General features: G+C 60.5%; 15 protein-coding genes. 11 read left to right on the forward strand and 4 right to left on the reverse strand.

Translation table 11 applies throughout. The features are described from left to right. Positions 1-44 precede the first annotated feature (44 nt). Positions 45-251, reverse strand: a complete 207-nt coding sequence (locus QD409_RS23765; RefSeq protein WP_139115096.1) for a hypothetical protein — start codon at positions 249-251, stop codon at positions 45-47. A gap of 93 nt (positions 252-344) precedes the next feature. On the opposite strand from QD409_RS23765, the gene QD409_RS23770 reads away from it, so the two are divergent. Both QD409_RS23770 and preA read left to right on the forward strand, forming a co-directional pair. Beyond that, positions 345-1703 carry an NAD(P)-dependent oxidoreductase gene (locus QD409_RS23770; RefSeq protein ID WP_092853508.1) on the forward strand — a complete coding sequence of 453 codons (1359 nt, stop codon included), beginning with the start codon at positions 345-347 and terminating at the stop codon, positions 1701-1703. 13 nt (positions 1704-1716) lie between these two features. Further along, complete coding sequence (gene preA / locus QD409_RS23775; RefSeq protein ID WP_092853506.1) at positions 1717-3030, forward strand: NAD-dependent dihydropyrimidine dehydrogenase subunit PreA; 1314 nt, start codon at positions 1717-1719, stop codon at positions 3028-3030. 153 nt (positions 3031-3183) lie between these two features. Here the strand turns inward: preA and QD409_RS23780 are convergent, their stop codons facing one another. Further along, positions 3184-3828 carry a TetR family transcriptional regulator C-terminal domain-containing protein gene (locus tag QD409_RS23780; protein ID WP_092853504.1) on the reverse strand — a complete coding sequence of 215 codons (645 nt, stop codon included), beginning with the start codon at positions 3826-3828 and terminating at the stop codon, positions 3184-3186. Between the two features lie 307 nt (positions 3829-4135). Here QD409_RS23780 and QD409_RS23785 point away from each other — a divergent pair, with 307 nt between their 5' ends. Together QD409_RS23785 and hydA are read left to right on the forward strand one after the other, a co-directional pair. Continuing rightward, on the forward strand, positions 4136-5389 hold the full coding sequence (locus QD409_RS23785) for a Zn-dependent hydrolase (protein ID WP_430763817.1): 1254 nt from the start codon (positions 4136-4138) through the stop codon (positions 5387-5389). A 48-nt stretch (positions 5390-5437) separates the two neighbouring features. Then, on the forward strand, positions 5438-6892 hold the full coding sequence (gene hydA / locus QD409_RS23790; RefSeq protein WP_430763818.1) for a dihydropyrimidinase: 1455 nt from the start codon (positions 5438-5440) through the stop codon (positions 6890-6892). A 33-nt stretch (positions 6893-6925) separates the two neighbouring features. Here the strand turns inward: hydA and QD409_RS23795 are convergent, their stop codons facing one another. Beyond that, the gene (locus QD409_RS23795; protein ID WP_092853498.1) at positions 6926-7339 is read right to left on the reverse strand and encodes a cupin domain-containing protein; all 414 of its coding nucleotides are present in this window, start codon (positions 7337-7339) and stop codon (positions 6926-6928) included. Between the two features lie 124 nt (positions 7340-7463). On the opposite strand from QD409_RS23795, the gene QD409_RS23800 reads away from it, so the two are divergent. The 7 genes from QD409_RS23800 (at position 7464) to QD409_RS23830 (ending at position 16562) form a co-directional block, all read left to right on the forward strand. Continuing rightward, positions 7464-8255: an ABC transporter ATP-binding protein gene (locus tag QD409_RS23800; protein ID WP_092853496.1), complete on the forward strand. Its 792-nt coding sequence runs from the start codon at positions 7464-7466 to the stop codon at positions 8253-8255. A 7-nt stretch (positions 8256-8262) separates the two neighbouring features. Beyond that, positions 8263-8598, forward strand: coding sequence for a hypothetical protein (locus QD409_RS23805; protein ID WP_092853494.1), 336 nt, complete (start codon positions 8263-8265; stop codon positions 8596-8598). A gap of 2 nt (positions 8599-8600) precedes the next feature. Continuing rightward, positions 8601-9488, forward strand: coding sequence for an ABC transporter permease (locus QD409_RS23810; protein WP_430763820.1), 888 nt, complete (start codon positions 8601-8603; stop codon positions 9486-9488). After that, positions 9485-10618: an ABC transporter permease gene (locus tag QD409_RS23815; RefSeq protein WP_092853490.1), complete on the forward strand. Its 1134-nt coding sequence runs from the start codon at positions 9485-9487 to the stop codon at positions 10616-10618. The genes QD409_RS23810 and QD409_RS23815 overlap by 4 nt, the downstream gene beginning before the upstream one ends. A gap of 57 nt (positions 10619-10675) precedes the next feature. Further along, on the forward strand, positions 10676-11644 hold the full coding sequence (locus QD409_RS23820) for an ABC transporter substrate-binding protein (protein ID WP_092853488.1): 969 nt from the start codon (positions 10676-10678) through the stop codon (positions 11642-11644). A 392-nt stretch (positions 11645-12036) separates the two neighbouring features. After that, positions 12037-13224 carry an efflux RND transporter periplasmic adaptor subunit gene (locus tag QD409_RS23825; protein ID WP_092853486.1) on the forward strand — a complete coding sequence of 396 codons (1188 nt, stop codon included), beginning with the start codon at positions 12037-12039 and terminating at the stop codon, positions 13222-13224. Between the two features lie 14 nt (positions 13225-13238). Further along, a complete protein-coding gene (locus QD409_RS23830; protein ID WP_092853484.1) occupies positions 13239-16562 on the forward strand; it encodes an efflux RND transporter permease subunit in 3324 nt (1107 codons plus the stop codon). 121 nt (positions 16563-16683) lie between these two features. On the opposite strand, the gene QD409_RS23835 is transcribed toward QD409_RS23830, so the two are convergent. Continuing rightward, positions 16684-16870: hypothetical protein (locus QD409_RS23835; RefSeq protein ID WP_430763819.1), on the reverse strand; the 187-nt coding region annotated here is incomplete at its 5' end.

Here is a 16870-nt window from a genome sequence, read left to right on the forward strand (position 1 = left end):
TAACGATGTTGCCGGTTCTTGGTTCCATCCAATGTCGGAAAATTTCATTTTTTCTTCACATGCATTTGCAGCGGCGCGAGATTGCTCGCCGTTTCGATGCCGACTGCGCTTCCTTTATCGAGTGCTGCAGCCTCTTTGGTCTCGCGCCGTCCGAAAGGAAAACGCGAATTTAAGCGCATAAAAACAGATAGTTGGAAGGAGATCGCGATCCCAGGAAGCTGCCGATCCGCTTGACTCAAACGTCCCTTCAAGCAAATCTGCGCTTCAAAATTTTACCGTTTGATAAATTTTTTAAGCTGAGTTACCGTTCCTGTACTAGCCGTTTACTATAAGAGGGAACTTCAATGGGACGACTGGAAACTGGGATTCATAAAGGCAGGCTCACGCCCGCCGAATATGATGCAAACTTTTCCGATCTTCACCCGCGCCTCAACAAACACGAGGCGCTGGTCGCATCCGACCGATGCTATTTCTGCTACGACGCGCCGTGCATGACGGCCTGTCCCACCTCCATCGACATTCCGATGTTCATTCGCCAGATCTCGACGGGCAACCCGATCGGCTCGGCCAAGACGATCTTCGATCAGAACATCCTCGGCGGCATGTGCGCCCGCGTCTGTCCCACCGAACAGCTCTGCGAGCAGGCTTGCGTGCGCAACACTGCCGAAGAGCGCCCGGTCGAGATTGGCCGCCTGCAGCGCTATGCGACCGATGCGGCAATGGCCGAAAACAAGCAGTTCTATTCCCGTGCCGAATCCACCGGCAAAAAAATCGCCGTCATCGGCGCCGGCCCGGCCGGGCTTGCCTGCGCGCACCGTCTCGCCGTGAAGGGTCATGACGTCACCATCTTCGACGCTCGCGAAAAGGCCGGCGGCCTGAACGAATACGGCATCGCTACCTATAAGACGGTCGACGACTTCGCGCAGAAAGAAGTCGATTATGTGCTCGCTATCGGCGGCATCGAGGTGAAGAACGGCCAGGCGCTCGGCCGCGATTTCAGCCTCTCCGACCTCTCCCAGCAGTATGATGCCGTCTTCCTCGGCCTCGGCCTTGCCGGCGTCAATGCGCTACGCGCCGAAGGCGAGGATCTCGATGGCGTCGCCGACGCCGTTGCCTATATCGCCGAGCTGCGTCAGGCCGGTAGCAAGGCCGATATCGCCATCGGCCGCCGCGTCGTCGTCCTCGGCGGCGGCATGACCGCGATCGACGCGGCCGTGCAAGCCAAGCTGCTCGGCGCCGAAGAAGTGACGATCTGCTATCGCCGCGGCAAAGAGCATATGAACGCCTCGGAATTTGAACAGGATCTGGCCACCTCCAAGGGTGTCATCATCCGCCACTGGCTAGCCCCGAAGCGCATCCTAGACAAGGACGGCAAGGTCGCCGGCATCGAGGTCGAATATACCGAACTGCGCGACGGCAAACTCACCGCCACCGGCGATGTTGGCGTCATTGCCGCCGACCAGATCTTCAAAGCCATCGGCCAGACGTTCGAAGCTTCAGGCCTCGGCGCCCTGCGCATGGAATCCGGCCGCATCGCCATCGATGGCGAAGGCCGGACCTCGATCGAAGGCGTATGGGCCGGCGGCGACTGCGTGCTCGGCGGCGATGACCTGACGGTCTCGGCCGTAGCACAGGGTCGCGACGCGGCCGAATCCATCAACCATGCGCTCGCTGCCGACAAGTCGGCCGCTGCAGTCGCCTGAAAGGAGAACCGACATGGCTGATCTCCGCAATAACTTCATCGGTATCAAGTCCCCGAACCCGTTCTGGCTCGCCTCCGCGCCGCCGACCGACAAGGCTTACAACGTCGAGCGCGCCTTCAAGGCTGGCTGGGGTGGCGTCGTCTGGAAGACGCTCGGCGAAGAAGGCCCGCCGGTCGTCAACGTCAACGGCCCGCGCTATGGCGCAATCTGGGGAGCCGACCGCCGCCTGCTCGGCCTCAACAATATCGAGTTGATCACCGACCGCGACCTCTACACCAACCTGCGCGAAATGAAGCAAGTGAAGATGAATTGGCCGGATCGCGCTCTGATCGCCTCGATCATGGTGCCTTGTGAGGAACAGGCCTGGAAGGCCATCCTGCCGCTGGTCGAAGAGACCGGAGCCGACGGCATCGAGCTCAACTTCGGCTGTCCGCACGGCATGTCCGAACGCGGCATGGGTGCTGCGGTCGGACAGGTTCCGGAATATATCGAGATGGTCGTGCGCTGGTGCAAGCAGTACACCCGCATGCCCGTCATCACGAAGCTGACGCCCAACATCACCGACATCCGGAAGCCGGCCCGCGCCGCCAAGGCCGGCGGCACTGACGCCGTGTCGCTGATCAACACCATCAACTCGATCGTCTCCGTCGATCTCGACAGTTTCGCACCGAACCCAACTGTCGGCGGCAAGGGCAGCCACGGCGGCTATTGCGGCCCGGCGGTCAAGCCGATCGCACTCAACATGGTGGCCGAGATCGCCCGCGATCCCGAAACTTACGGTCTGCCGATCTCCGGCATCGGCGGCATTACCACCTGGCGCGATGCGGCGGAATTCCTCGCTCTTGGCGCCGGTAACGTGCAGGTCTGCACCGCGGCAATGACCTACGGCTTCAAGATCGTCGAGGAGATGATATCGGGCCTTTCCGACTGGATGGACGAGAAGGGTCATCGCAGCCTGGACGACATCATCGCCCGCGCCGTGCCGAACGTCTCGGACTGGCAGTATCTCAACCTCAACTACATCGCCAAGGCCAAGATCGACCAGGACGCCTGCATCAAGTGCGGCCGTTGCTACATTGCCTGTGAGGACACCTCGCATCAGGCAATCACCAACATGGTCGATGGCGCCAGACATTTCGAGGTGATGGACGAGGAATGCGTCGGCTGCAACCTCTGCGTCAGCGTCTGTCCCGTCGAGAACTGCATCACGATGGAAGAACTGCCGGCAGGTTCGCTCGACAAGCGCACCGGCAAGATAGTCGACCCGAACTACGCCAACTGGACGACCCATCCGAATAATCCGATGGCGCGCCAGGCGGCGGAATGACAGCGGCGAATACCCGCGCGAGTACTACAGGGACGGCCGCAGCTTGCTGCGGCCGCCTTCTTCGTCGCCGCCATTAGCGTTGATCACAAAAGAGCGGAGCTGAGCTCGCTCACTTCCATGTGCGGCGCGATCCTCCTGCAGATTGCGCCGCTTTCAGTTGTGGCGAATGCGAAGTCCGTCGACGAAAAGCTGCTCCAGATAGCGGGCGGCATCCTCGAATCGCCCCTCGCCCGCATGCTCCTGCCCCAGGACCGCACGCACCTGCACGTCGAAGTCGGCATAATGCTGCGTGGTCGACCAAATCGAAAAGATCAGGTGATAGGGGTCGCATTTGGTGATCTTGCCGGCGGTTGCCCAGGCGCGGATGACTTCGGCCTTCTCGTCGACAAGGGCTTTCAGCGGTCCGCGCAGCTCGTCCTCGACATGCGGCGCGCCCTGCAGCATTTCATTGGCGAAAAGCCGGCTTTCGCGCGGGAAATCGCGCGCCATTTCGAGCTTCCGGCGAATATAGGAGCGGATTTCGCTTTCGGGATTGCCGTTGGCATCGAAGGCGCGCAGCGGCTCCAGCCAGGTAAACAGGACACGATCGATCAGTGCTCGATGCATCGCTTCCTTGGTGCGGAAATAATAGAGAAGATTCGGCTTCGACATGCCGGCTACTTCGGCGATCTGATCGATGGTAGTGCCGCGAAAACCATTCACGGAAAACACATCCAGCGCCGCCTCGAGTATAATTTCCTCTTTCTCTTCCTGGATTCGGGTGCGGCGCTGCGTCTTGGCGGCTCTCGGGATGGCCATGTGTGCTCTGTTTCTCCTTGAAATCCGAGCCTTTCGGCCGAGCTCTCATTCACCCTGTCAGTGCGTCTAATTTAGGCAATCGCCTGAAATTTTATCGGAAATTTTCGTGCTTTTCGTCTTGAGCCGCGCCACGGAAGTTGTAATGTTTACCAATCGGTCAAATTATCTGTCAGATGTTTCTTAAAGGCAACTGGCGATTTTCCGGGCAAGAAAAACAAGACGACGCTCTGGAATCTGAAATAAGACCAACGGGAACAATCGGGCATGCACCTTGCATGCCCCAGGACAAACAGGTGAGGATTGCATCATGGTGGCTGCGCCAGGAGAAAACATGCGTATCAATGGCGATCGCCTTTGGGATACGCTGATGGACATGGCGAAGATCGGCCCCGGCGTTGCCGGCGGCAATAATCGTCAGACGCTGACCGATGCCGACGCCGAGGGACGCAGCCTTTTCAAGAGCTGGTGCGACAAGGCCGGCATGACCGTTGGCGTCGACAAGATGGGCACGATGTTCGCAACCCGCGCCGGCACAGACCCGAACGCACTGCCCGTCTATGTCGGTTCGCATCTCGACACCCAACCGACCGGCGGCAAATATGACGGCGTCCTCGGTGTGCTTGCAGCCCTCGAAGTCGTCCGCACGATGAACGACCTCGGCATCAAGACCAAGCATCCGATCGCGGTCACCAACTGGGCCAACGAGGAAGGCGCGCGCTTCGCACCGGCCATGCTGGCCTCGGGCGTGTTTGCCGGCATGCATACGCTTGATTATGCCTATGGCCGCAAGGATCCGGAAGGCAAGACCTACGGAGACGAGCTGAAGCGCATCGGCTGGCTCGGCGATGAAGAGGTCGGCGCCCGCAAGATGCACGCCTATTTCGAATATCACATCGAGCAGGGTCCGATCCTCGAAGCAGAGAACAAGGCCATCGGTGTGGTCACGCACTGTCAGGGCCTTTGGTGGCTGGAATTCACGCTGACCGGCAAGGAAGCGCATACCGGCTCGACGCCGATGGCGATGCGCGTCAATGCCGGCCTTGCCATGTCCCGGATCGTCGAAATGGTGCAGAGCGTGGCGATGGAAAACCAGCCGGGCGCCGTTGGCGGCGTCGGCCAGGTCTTCTTCTCGCCGAACTCGCGCAACGTGCTGCCCGGCAAGGTGGTCTTCACGGTCGACATCCGCTCGCCCGACAAAGCGAAGCTTGATCGCATGCGCGCCAAGATCGAGGCCGAAGCACCTGTCATCTGCGACGCCCTCGGCGTCGGCTGCTCCGTCGAAGCCATCGGCCATTTCGAACCGGTGACCTTCGATCCGAAGCTCGTTACATCCGTGCGTAACGCGGCCGAGAAGCTCGGCTACAGCCACATGAACATCATCTCCGGCGCAGGCCACGATGCCTGCTGGGCCGCCAAGGTCGCCCCCGCCACGATGGTCATGTGCCCCTGCGTCGACGGCCTGTCACATAACGAAGCCGAAGAAATCTCCAAGGAATGGGCCGCCGCCGGCGCAGATGTGCTGTTTCACGCAGTCGTCGAGACGGCGGAGATCGTGGCGTGACCGCCACGATTCCCAACATCGGTACTTCACACATCTGGAGCATGCGCCATGAGCACAGTCATCAAGGGTGGAACCATCGTCACGGCCGACCTGACCTATAAGGCGGACGTCAAGATCGAAGGTGGCAAGATCGTCGAAATCGGGCAGAATCTCTCGGGCAACGAGGTGCTGGATGCTTCCGGCTGCTACGTCATGCCCGGCGGCATCGACCCGCATACGCATCTCGAAATGCCGTTCATGGGCACCTATTCCTCCGACGATTTCGAGAGCGGCACGCGCGCAGCCCTTGCCGGCGGCACGACGATGGTGGTGGATTTCGCCCTGCCCTCGCCCGGCCAATCGCTGCTCGAAGCGCTGACCATGTGGGACAACAAGTCCACTCGCGCGAATTGCGACTATTCCTTCCATATGGCCATCACCTGGTGGGGCGAACAGGTCTTCAACGAGATGGAAGCCGTCGTCCGCGACAAGGGCATCAACACCTTCAAGCACTTCATGGCCTACAAGGGCGCGCTGATGGTGGATGACGACGAGATGTTCTCCTCCTTCCAACGCTGCGCCGAGCTCGGCGCATTGCCGCTCGTCCATGCAGAAAACGGCGACGTGGTCGCGCAGATGCAGGCAAAGCTGCTGGCCGCAGGCAATAACGGGCCGGAAGCGCATGCCTATTCCCGCCCGGCAGAGGTCGAGGGCGAGGCGACGAACCGCGCCATCATGATCGCCGACATGGCGGGCTCACCGGTCTACATCGTCCATACCTCCTGCGAACAGGCGCATGAAGCCATCCGCCGCGCGCGCCAGAAGGGCATGCGCGTCTATGGCGAGCCGCTGATCCAGCACCTGACGCTTGACGAAAGCGAATATGCAAACCCGGATTGGGATCATGCCGCCCGTCGCGTCATGTCGCCGCCGTTCCGCAACAAGCAGCATCAGGACAGCCTCTGGGCCGGTCTTGCCTCGGGTTCGCTGCAAGTGGTCGCGACTGACCACTGCGCATTTACGACCGAGCAGAAGCGTTTCGGCCTCAACGACTTCACCAAGATCCCGAACGGCACCGGCGGTCTCGAAGATCGAATGCCAATGCTCTGGACCTACGGCGTCAACACCGGTCGCCTGACGATGAACGAATTCGTCGCCGTCACGTCCACCAACATCGCAAAGATCCTCAACGTCTATCCGAAGAAGGGGGCGATCCTCGTCGGCGCCGATGCCGATCTCGTCGTTTGGGATCCGAAACGTTCGAAGACCATCGCGGCCAAGACGCAACAATCGTCGATCGACTACAACGTCTTCGAGGGCAAGGAAGTAACCGGCCTGCCGCGCTACACGCTGACGCGCGGCGTCGTCGCCATTGAGGAAGGCACGATCAAGACGAAGGAAGGCCATGGCGAATTCGTCAAGCGTGACCCCTTCACAGCAGCCAACCGGGCGCTTTCGACATGGAAAGAAGTCACCGCGCCGCGCAAGGTTCAGCGCAGCGGCATCCCCGCCAGCGGGGTATAGAGCTTGGCTCCAGCGCCTCGGCTCATCCGCCGCTTAACGCGGCACATGCCGCTCCAGCTCCGGCAGCAGGACCACGCTTTCCTGCTCGTTCGGATCGGTGCGGGCGATGACGGCTGTCGCTGGCCGGTCGCTGAGGTTGGCGGGAAGATGCGGAACGCCGGCCGGAATATAGAACATCTCGCCTTCACGAACGATGACGTGCTCTTCCAGAGCGTCGCCGAACCAGCAATGCGTCTCGCCGGAAATCGCGTAAATCGCCGTCTCATGCGAGACATGAAGATGCGCCTTGGCACGACCTCCTGGCGGTATGGTCAAAAGATGCATGCAGATCCCCGTCGAGCCCACTGTCTCGGCGGCGATCCCTTCAAAATAGTTGAGGCCCTGTTTTCCGGCATAGGTATCGCCGGGCTGCACGACACGGCAGGTGGGCTTCGATGAAACACGCATGGCATTGCTCCCCTGGATCCAGCAGCCGCAAGGCACCCTCGCCAATCCAGGCTGCAGCAATGCCAAACAGGATAACACGCAATCCGCCCCGACCGTGCGGCGAAAACAGGACTGGTAGGTGTTAATGACGTCATCCGCTTCTTCCGTCGTCTCCGCGCGGAATCTCTGTCTCACCTACGATACGAACGATGGGCCGGTGCATGCACTGAGCAACGTCGATCTCGATGTTCAAAAGGGCGATTTCGTCTCTTTCATCGGCCCTTCGGGCTGCGGCAAGACAACTTTCCTGCGGGTCATCGCCGATCTCGAACGGAAGAGCTCGGGCGATATCACCGTCAATGGCATGTCGCCGGAGGAGGCCCGCAAGGCCCGCGCCTACGGCTACGTCTTCCAGGCCGCCGCCCTCTATCCCTGGCGCACCATCGAAAAGAACATCGCCCTGCCGCTTGAGATCATGGGCTATGATAAGGGCGAACAGGCCAAGCGCATCGCCCAAACGCTGGAGCTCGTCAATCTCAGCGGCTTCGAGAAGAAATTCCCCTGGCAGCTTTCCGGCGGCATGCAGCAACGTGCCTCGATCGCCCGCGCACTGGCTTTTGATGCCGATCTGCTGCTGATGGACGAGCCCTTCGGCGCTCTCGACGAAATCGTCCGCGACCACCTCAACGAACAATTGCTGAAGCTATGGAAGCGCACGAACAAGACCATATGCTTCGTCACGCACTCCATCCCGGAAGCGGTCTATCTTTCCACCAGGATCGTCGTCATGTCGCCGCGTCCAGGCCGCGTTACCGATATCATCGAATCGACGCTGCCACTCGAACGGCCGCTCGGCATTCGCGAAACGCCGGAATTCCTGGAAATCGCCCATCGTGTCCGCGAAGGTTTGCGGGCCGGACACAGCTACGAGGAATAGGATCGCCATGAACCCGCAATTCCTCCTTTGGCTTGCCGGCGCGATGGCGATCTTCATCAGCGGAGCGACCGCCTCACGAGCCTACGTCGCCAACAACAACATACTGATCCTGATCCTGTCGCTCGTCCTCTATTGCGTCGGCAATCTGATGATGGTGCGGCTCATGCGCGAAGGTGGCCTCGGCCTCGCGATTTCAGCCTCCGCCATCACCCAGCTCGTCGTTATCAACATCATCGCCTTCATCGTTTTCGGCGAGCGCCTGAGCCTGCAGCAGCTCGGCGGCGTCGGGCTTGGCATCGTCGCCATGGCGCTGATGCTGCTTCCCGCACAAGGAAAGGCATGACGATGGAGAAAGAACAGTTCTTCAAACACAAGTTCCTGCCGGTCGGAACCATCGTCCTCGCGATTCTTGTCCTCTGGTGTGTCTTCGCCGTCGTCCTCAACGCGCCGTTCCAGCGCGATCTCGACCGGCGCGCCAACGTCACGTCGACGACGATGGAATTCATCGGCAAGACGCTGTCCCAGCCGAAACCGATCCTGCCCGCGCCGCATCAGGTGGCGCAAAACGTCTTCGAAAATACCTTTCTTCGCGCGCTGACCAGCAATCGAAGCCTCGTCTACAATGCCTGGGTGACCTTGTCGTCCACTGCCGTCGGTTTTGCCTTCGGCACGGTTCTCGGTATCCTGATCGCGGTTGGCATCGTCCATGTCCTCGCTCTCGACCGCAGCCTGATGCCGTGGATCATCGCGTCGCAAACGATACCGATCCTCGCCATCGCGCCGATGGTCATTGTCGTGCTGGGCTCGATCGGCGTTACCGGCCTCATTCCCAAGGCGTTGGTCTCGACCTACCTCTCCTTCTTTCCTGTTGCCGTCGGCATGGTGAAAGGGTTGCGGTCGCCGGAGGTCATGCATCTCGATTTGATGCGCACCTACAATGCCAGCGCGATCCAGACCTTCTGGAAACTGCGCGTTCCCGCATCGGTGCCATTCCTCTTCACCTCGATGAAAGTGGCGATTGCCGCGAGCCTGACCGGAACGATCGTTGGCGAATTGCCGACCGGCGCAGTGGCCGGCATCGGAGCGAAGCTGCTCGCCGGTTCCTATCAAAGCCTGACGATCGATATATGGGCAGCGCTCGTAGCCGGCTCGATCCTCGCGGCCGTATTGATCGCCATCGTCAGCATCGCGGCACGTATCGTCGATCGTGCAATGGGAGGCCGGGCGGCATGAAGAGCTTTCACTTGTCATGGCAAGCCGCCCTCGCCTTGCTTCTCTGTCTTGCAGCTGTTCCGGTGCTACCGCTATTTGCCGCCGACACCGCCGCACCGGTCAGCAGCGGAACGACGTTTGTTATTTTCATTCTCATCGGCGCCGCCGCCGCCATTTCCATCATGAGCCTGTCGGCAACCCTTAACGCAGCAATCCTGTTCTTTGCCGCGCACGCAGCCGCTTGGCTGCTGCTCGCGGGATTATCCGGCAACGAAGGCAATGCGACGGCGGCGTTTTTCATCCTGCTCGCCGCGACCTGGCTGCTTGCCTGGCGCTGCGTCTCGATCCTGTCGATCATCCCGGTGCATTCGGCCGCCGGCAGTTATACGCTGCGGTTGCTCATTCCTGCCATTTTCGGTGTCTGGATCATTATTGTCTGGGAAGCGATTACGCGTGGGACCGGTATTCCCTTCATCCTCCTGCCGCCGCCGAGCGCCATCGGTGCCAGAATTGCCGACTCTCTTTCGACCCTTTGGATCGATGTTCAACAGACGATCTTCCGATCGGTTCTGGTCGGCTACATCATCGGCTGCGCGAGCGGCTTCGTCGTAGCCATCCTGGCCGACCGCTTCGCCCTCCTGCGCCGCGGCCTGTTACCGATCGGCAATCTCGTCTCCGCTCTGCCGATCATCGGTGTTGCGCCAATCATGGTCATGTGGTTCGGTTTCGATTGGCAATCCAAGGCCGCCGTCGTGGTCGTCATGACCTTCTTCCCGATGCTGGTGAACACGGTGGCGGGCCTCACTGCAGCCGGAAATATGGAACGCGACCTGATGCGCACCTACGCATCGAGCTACTGGCAAACACTGTTCAAACTGCGCCTGCCGGCGGCCGCTCCTTTTATTTTCAATGCGCTGAAGATCAACTCGACCTTGGCCCTTATCGGTGCCATCGTGGCGGAATTCTTCGGCACACCCATGTCCGGCATGGGCTTCCGCATCTCAACCGAAAATGGCCGGTTGAACCTCGATATGGTCTGGGCTGAAATCGCGATTGCCGCGATCGCAGGCTCCGTCTTCTACGGTATCGTCGCCATCATCGAACGAATGGTGACGTTCTGGCATCCGTCTATCCGTGGTGGGCAGACGTAATCCGGGATCTCCTCAAGGGATCAAGGCATAACTTCAGAGGGAAAAAAGGGTGAAGACATGAAAAAAATAATGCTCGCATTGATGGCAAGTGCAATGACCCTGGCTGCCGCCCAGGCCGCCATGGCCGCCGACAAGGTGACGCTGCAGCTGAAATGGGTGGCCCAGGGCCAGTTCGCCGGCTATTTCGTCGCCAAGGACAAGGGCTTCTACAAGGAGGAAGGCCTCGACGTCGACATCAAGCCGGGCGGCCCGGATATCGCCCCTGAGCAGGTGATCGCCGGCGGCGGCGCCGATATCATCGTCGACTGGATGGGTGGTGCGCTCGTTGCCCGCGAAAAGGGCGTGCCGCTAATCAACATCGCCCAGCCTTTCGAGAAGTCCGGTCTGGAGCTGATCTGCCCGAAGGATGGGCCGATCAAGACGGAGAAGGATTTCAAGGGGCATACGCTCGGCGTCTGGTTCTACGGCAACGAATATCCGTTCTTCGCCTGGATGCATAAGCTCGGCCTCAAGACCGATGGCGGCAAGGATGGCGTCAATGTGCTGAAGCAGAGCTTCGACGTGCAGCCGCTCGTCCAGAAGCAGGCCGACTGCATCTCCGTCATGACCTATAACGAGTACTGGCAGGCGATCGATGCCGGCTTCAAGGCGGAAGATCTGACGGTGTTCAACTATACCAAGCTCGGCAACGACCTTCTGGAAGACGGCCTCTACGTCAAGGAAGACAAGCTGAAGGACGCGAAGTTCAAGGCCGACATGGTGAAGTTCGTCCGCGCGTCGATGAAGGGCTGGAAATATGCCGTCGCACATCCGGACGAAGCAGCCGGAATCGTCATGGACAATGGCGGTCAGGACGAAAGCCACCAGAAGCGCATGGCAGGCGAAGTCGCCAAGCTGATCGGCAACGGCAAGCTCGACATGAAGCTCTATGACCGTACGGTCGAAGCTCTGCTCGATCAGAAGATCATCAACAAGAAGCCGACCGGCGCCTACACGCACGATATCACGGACGCAGCCTTGAAATAGGCTCCGATACCGACCACAGATAACGAAACGCGCGAGGTTCACCACCTCGCGCGTTTTTTTCATTTTGTAACAGCAGCAACAAAAAGCTGGCTTTGCCGTCGCAGTCGCCTAAAAGCGGTCAGTCATCAACTAATTGAATTGCGACATCACAATGCCGTGATTGCTTCGCATGGTTGCGACAGGTAGAAATACCCGCGAAATCATTTTCCCGTGATCTTGCGGGATTTGAAAACCGCTCCCATTTAAGAGAGCAAATTTAGGATGAGGATCTGCAGGCATGACAGACGGATGTTGATCCGCCGGGAGTAGCCGGCTCGCATGCATTGATCCCCGTGTTCGCGACGGAAAACAGCGAAATCCCTTTGACCAATTGCCGAACTGGAACCGGACGCATGGCCTCCACGCCGTTTAGACTGCTAAGCACGACTGCAATCCTGCTTTCCCTGCTGACGCCCGCCGCACTGGCCGATGAGCCCGTCGTTGCGAAACCGAAGCAGAACCTGCCCGCGATCGTCATCACCACCGCCGCCACGCGGAAGCTGACCGACAAGGTGGTTGCGACCGGCACGGTGAAGGCTGTCGAAGAAGTCTACATCCAGCCGCAGGTCGATGGCCTCTCGATCCGCACGCTCAATGCCGACGTCGGCGATAAGGTCGAGGCGAACAGCACCCTCGCCGCGCTCAACGACGACGCGCTGGTCCTGCAGAAGAGCCAGATGAAAGCAACGCGAGCCAAGGGCGAGGCCAGCCTTGCCCAGCTGCACGCGCAGCTCGCCGAGGCTCGCGCCAACGCCGAGGAAGCCGAGTTGCAGCGCGTCCGCGCCGTTGCGATGGGCGCCAAGGGCACGATGTCGACCTCCTCCGTCGAACAGGCGAACGCAGCGGCAGCAGCCAACAAGGCGCGCGAAGCATCGGCCGAACAGGCGATCGCGGTTGCCGAGGCCGATCTCAAGGTCACCGACAGCCAGATCGCCGATACGGATCTCAAGCTCGCCCGCACCGGCATCAAAACCCCTGTGGCCGGCACCGTTGCCTCGCGCAACGCCCGAGTCGGCGCTATCGCCAACGGCAATGGCGATCCGCTCTTCACCATCATCCGCAACAGCCAGCTCGAACTGGTGGTCGATGTTTCCGAAAGCGACATCACCAAGATCGCCATCGGACAGAAGGCGCGGATTTCTCTCTCGGGCAGCCGCGAGAAGCTCGCCGGCACCGTACGCCTGGTCGCACCGATCGTCGATTCCGTCACCCGCCTCGGCGCGGTGCACGTCTCCATCGACGAGGGTGAAAAGGCCCGCGCCGGCATGTACGGCAGCGCCGAGATCATCATTCGCCAGGAAGAAGGCGTCGCCCTGCCGCTGACGGCCGTCAACACCGACGAAAACGGCTCTTCCGCCCGCAAGGTCGAAAACGGCGTGGTCAAGTTCGTGAATGTCGAAACCGGCATTCAGGATGGCGCCTATATCGAGATCCTCAACGGCCTGCAGGCCGGCGAGGATGTCGTCGCCAAGGCTGGCGCCTATGTCCGTGACGGCGATCGCATCACGCCCGTGCGTGATGCCTCGCGAGCCTCCAACTGAGCGAGAATGGCACGATGAACTTCTCAGCCTGGTCCATCCGAAATCCGGTCGCCCCGCTCCTCGGCTTTTTCCTGCTGATGATCGTGGGCGCGCATGCCTTCTTCAACCTGCCGATCACGCGCTTTCCGAACATCGACGTGCCCGTCGTCAACGTCACAGTGACGCAGAGCGGCGCATCGCCGGCCGAGCTCGAAATGCAGGTGACGAAGGAGGTCGAAGACGCGGTTGCCGGCATCAACGGCATCGATGAAATTCAATCGACCGTTACCGACGGCCAATCGCAGACGGTCGTCATCTTCCGCCTGGAAATACCGACACAGCAAGCCGTTCAGGACACCAAGGATGCTATCGACCGCATCCGCGGCAACCTGCCGTCCACCATCGATCAGCCCATCGTCTCCAAGGTCGACGTGGTCGGCCAGGCGATCCAGAGCTTCGCCGTTTCCTCCCCCAACATGACCCTGGAAGAGCTGTCCTGGTTCGTGGACGATACGGTCAAGCGCGCTCTGCAAGGCAAGGCAGGCATCGGCCGCGTCGACCGCTATGGCGGTGCCGACCGCGAAGTGCGCATCGAACTCGATCCGAACAAGCTGAACGCCTACGGCATCACCGCGCTGTCGGTGAGCCAGCAGCTGCGTAACACCAATATCGATCTCGGCTCCGGCCGCGGCCAGGTTGCCGGCAGCGAGCAGGCAATCCGCGTGCTCGGCGACGCACGCGCTGTCGCGCAGCTGACCGACACCACGATCGCGCTGACGAACGGCCGCTTCGTCAAACTCTCCGACCTCGGCGTGATCAAGGATACCTATCAGGAACCGAAGTCGTTCTCGCGCTTCAACAGCGCCCCTGTCGTTACCTTCGGCGTATTCCGCGCCAAGGGCGCCAGCGAAGTGACCGTTGCCAAGACCGTCGGCGACACGCTCGACAAGGTACGCGCTGAAAACCCGAACGTCTCGATCGAGATGATCGACGATGCGGTCTACTACACCTACGGCAACTATGAATCAGCGATGCACACGCTGCTCGAAGGCGCGCTTCTGGCCGTTATCGTCGTCTTCCTCTTCCTGAGGAATTGGCGCGCGACGCTGATCTCGGCAGTCGCCCTGCCGCTTTCCGCGATCCCGACATTCTGGATCATGAACCAGATCGGCTTTTCGCTGAACCTCGTCAGCTTCCTCGCGCTGACGCTCGCGACCGGCATCCTCGTCGACGACGCCATCGTCGAAATCGAAAACATCTCCCGCCACATCAAGATGGGCAAGACGCCGTACCGAGCCGCTATCGACGCGGCGGACGAAATCGGCCTCGCCGTCATCGCGACGACCTTCACAATCATCGCGGTCTTCGTACCCGTTTCCTTCATGCCGGGCATTCCGGGCCAGTACTTTATCCAGTTCGGCCTGACGGTTGCCTTCTCGGTGTTTTTCTCCCTCCTTGTCGCGCGTCTGATCACGCCGATGATGGCCGCCTACCTCATGCGCGCCGAAGACGGCGTCGACGATCATCACGACAATGACGGCCGCTTTATGCGCGGCTATAGCTGGCTGGTTCGGCTGACGACGAGGAAGTGGTATACGCGCTACCCGACGCTGATCGCGGCATTCGCTTTCTCCATCGCCTCCGTGGCCGCGCTCATCATGTTCGTCCCCGGCAGCTTCATCCCGCCGGAAGACTCCTCGCGCATCGTGCTGTCGGCCGAGCTTCCCCCGAATGCGCGGCTCGATGATACCGAGCAGGCGACCAACGAGATCTATCGCCGCGTCAAGGGCATCGACGGTGTTGAAAACGTCTTCGTGCTCGGAGGCGCCTCGCCGAAAGGCGATCTGGAGCTGCGCCGCGCAACGGTGACCCTGGAGCTCGGCAAGCTGGACCAGTCGCTGACGAAGAAGCTTGTCAACGACGTCCTCGGCTCGCTGCCCGTCATCGGCCCCTACCTGCCGAAAGTCACGGTGCATGGCCGCTTGCATCCGCAGTGGGAGGTGGAAAAGGAAGTCTTCGCAAAATTGCGCTCGATCCCCGACGTGCGCATCACCAAGCTCAACGACCGCGGCGATCGTGACCTGACCTACAATTTCCTTTCCCGCAGCGAGAAGGATCTGAGGCAGGCGGTCGGCATTCTGGAAGCAGAGTTGCGCACCGATCCGGCACTGGCAAACGTCAGCGCCGACGGCGCGCTGCCGCGTCCCGAACTGCAGATCTACCCGCGCAAGGATGAGGCGGCCCGTCTTGGCATCACGCCACAGATGATTTCCGATACGGTCCGCGTGGCCACCATCGGCGATATCGACGCTTCGCTCGCAAAGATCTCGCTCGACGATCGCCAGATCCCGATCCGCGTCCAGGCTTCGCTCGGCATGCGGCGCGATCTTGCCGCAATCCGCGCCTTGCGTATCAAGACATCGACAGGCGCCACCGTGCCGATGTCGACCGTCGCAGATATCGAATATTCCGAAGGCCTGTCTTCCATCAAGCGCAACAACCGCTACCGCGTCGTCGCCATCGGCGCCGACCTGCCGCAGGGCGTGGCGCTGGATACGGCGTCGGAGCACTTCCTCGATATCGTCAATAGCGCCAAGATCCCGGCAACCGTGCATCTGGCGGAAAGCGGCGACACCAAGGTACAAAAGGAAATGGTGCAGAGCTTCGGCAATGCCATGCTGCTCGGCCTTCTGCTTGTTCTGACCGTGCTGATCCTGCTGTTCAAGGACGTGATCCAGCCCTTCACCATTCTGTTTTCGCTACCATTGGCGATTGGCGGCGTGGCGCTGGCCTTGATCCTGACCGGCAACGCACTCTCCATGCCCGTCATGATCGGCATTCTCATGCTGATGGGCATCGTAACGAAGAACGCCATTCTTCTGGTCGACTTCGCCATCGAGATGATGCACCGGGGCATGCCAAGGCTCGACGCCGTCATCGAGGCCGGCCGCAAGCGTGCCCGCCCGATCATCATGACCTCGATCGCCATGTCGGCCGGCATGCTGCCGTCAGCCCTCGGCGTCGGCGAAGGTGGTTCCTTCCGTGCACCGATGGCGATCGCCGTCATCGGCGGCATCATCGTCTCCACGGTGCTCAGCCTGGTGGTCGTGCCGTCCTTCTTCCTGATCATGGACGACGTATCGCGCCTGCTCGGCTTCCTCTTCGGCAGGCTGGTCGGCAAGAAGGATGCGGATGATGAGGTCTTGACCAAGGAAGGCCTGGCAACCGCTGTCAATGAAAACCGCCAGTCGCTCACCACCTTGGAGGAGCGCCTGGACGCCATGGAAAACAGGGATACGCGCAGCTCCAAGCCGAAAGGTACGAATGTGCTAAGACTACCGCCTTTTGCGGCTGAATAGAGCAGCCTGATTGGGTCCTTGAATAATGACGGGGCGGCTCACACAGCCTGTGTGAGAAGTCCGGCAAATCAATTAAGGTGGCCGCATTGGAAACGATGCGGCCATTTTCATGGGATACATTTCAGGGACTGATCGGGGTCAGACGTCGCTGTTGCCAGCCCGGATCGAGGATTACGTTGCGGCAGATGCTGCGGTGCGGGTGATCGATGCCTTTGTCGATGGGCTTGATGTTGCGCAGCTCGGATTCAGGCGAGCGGTTGAGGCCTCGACAGGTCGTCCCCCCTACGATCCGCGTGATCTGCTCAAGC

The organism is Rhizobium sp. BR 315, from assembly GCF_050577975.1.
GTDB classification, from domain to species: domain Bacteria; phylum Pseudomonadota; class Alphaproteobacteria; order Rhizobiales; family Rhizobiaceae; genus Rhizobium; species Rhizobium miluonense.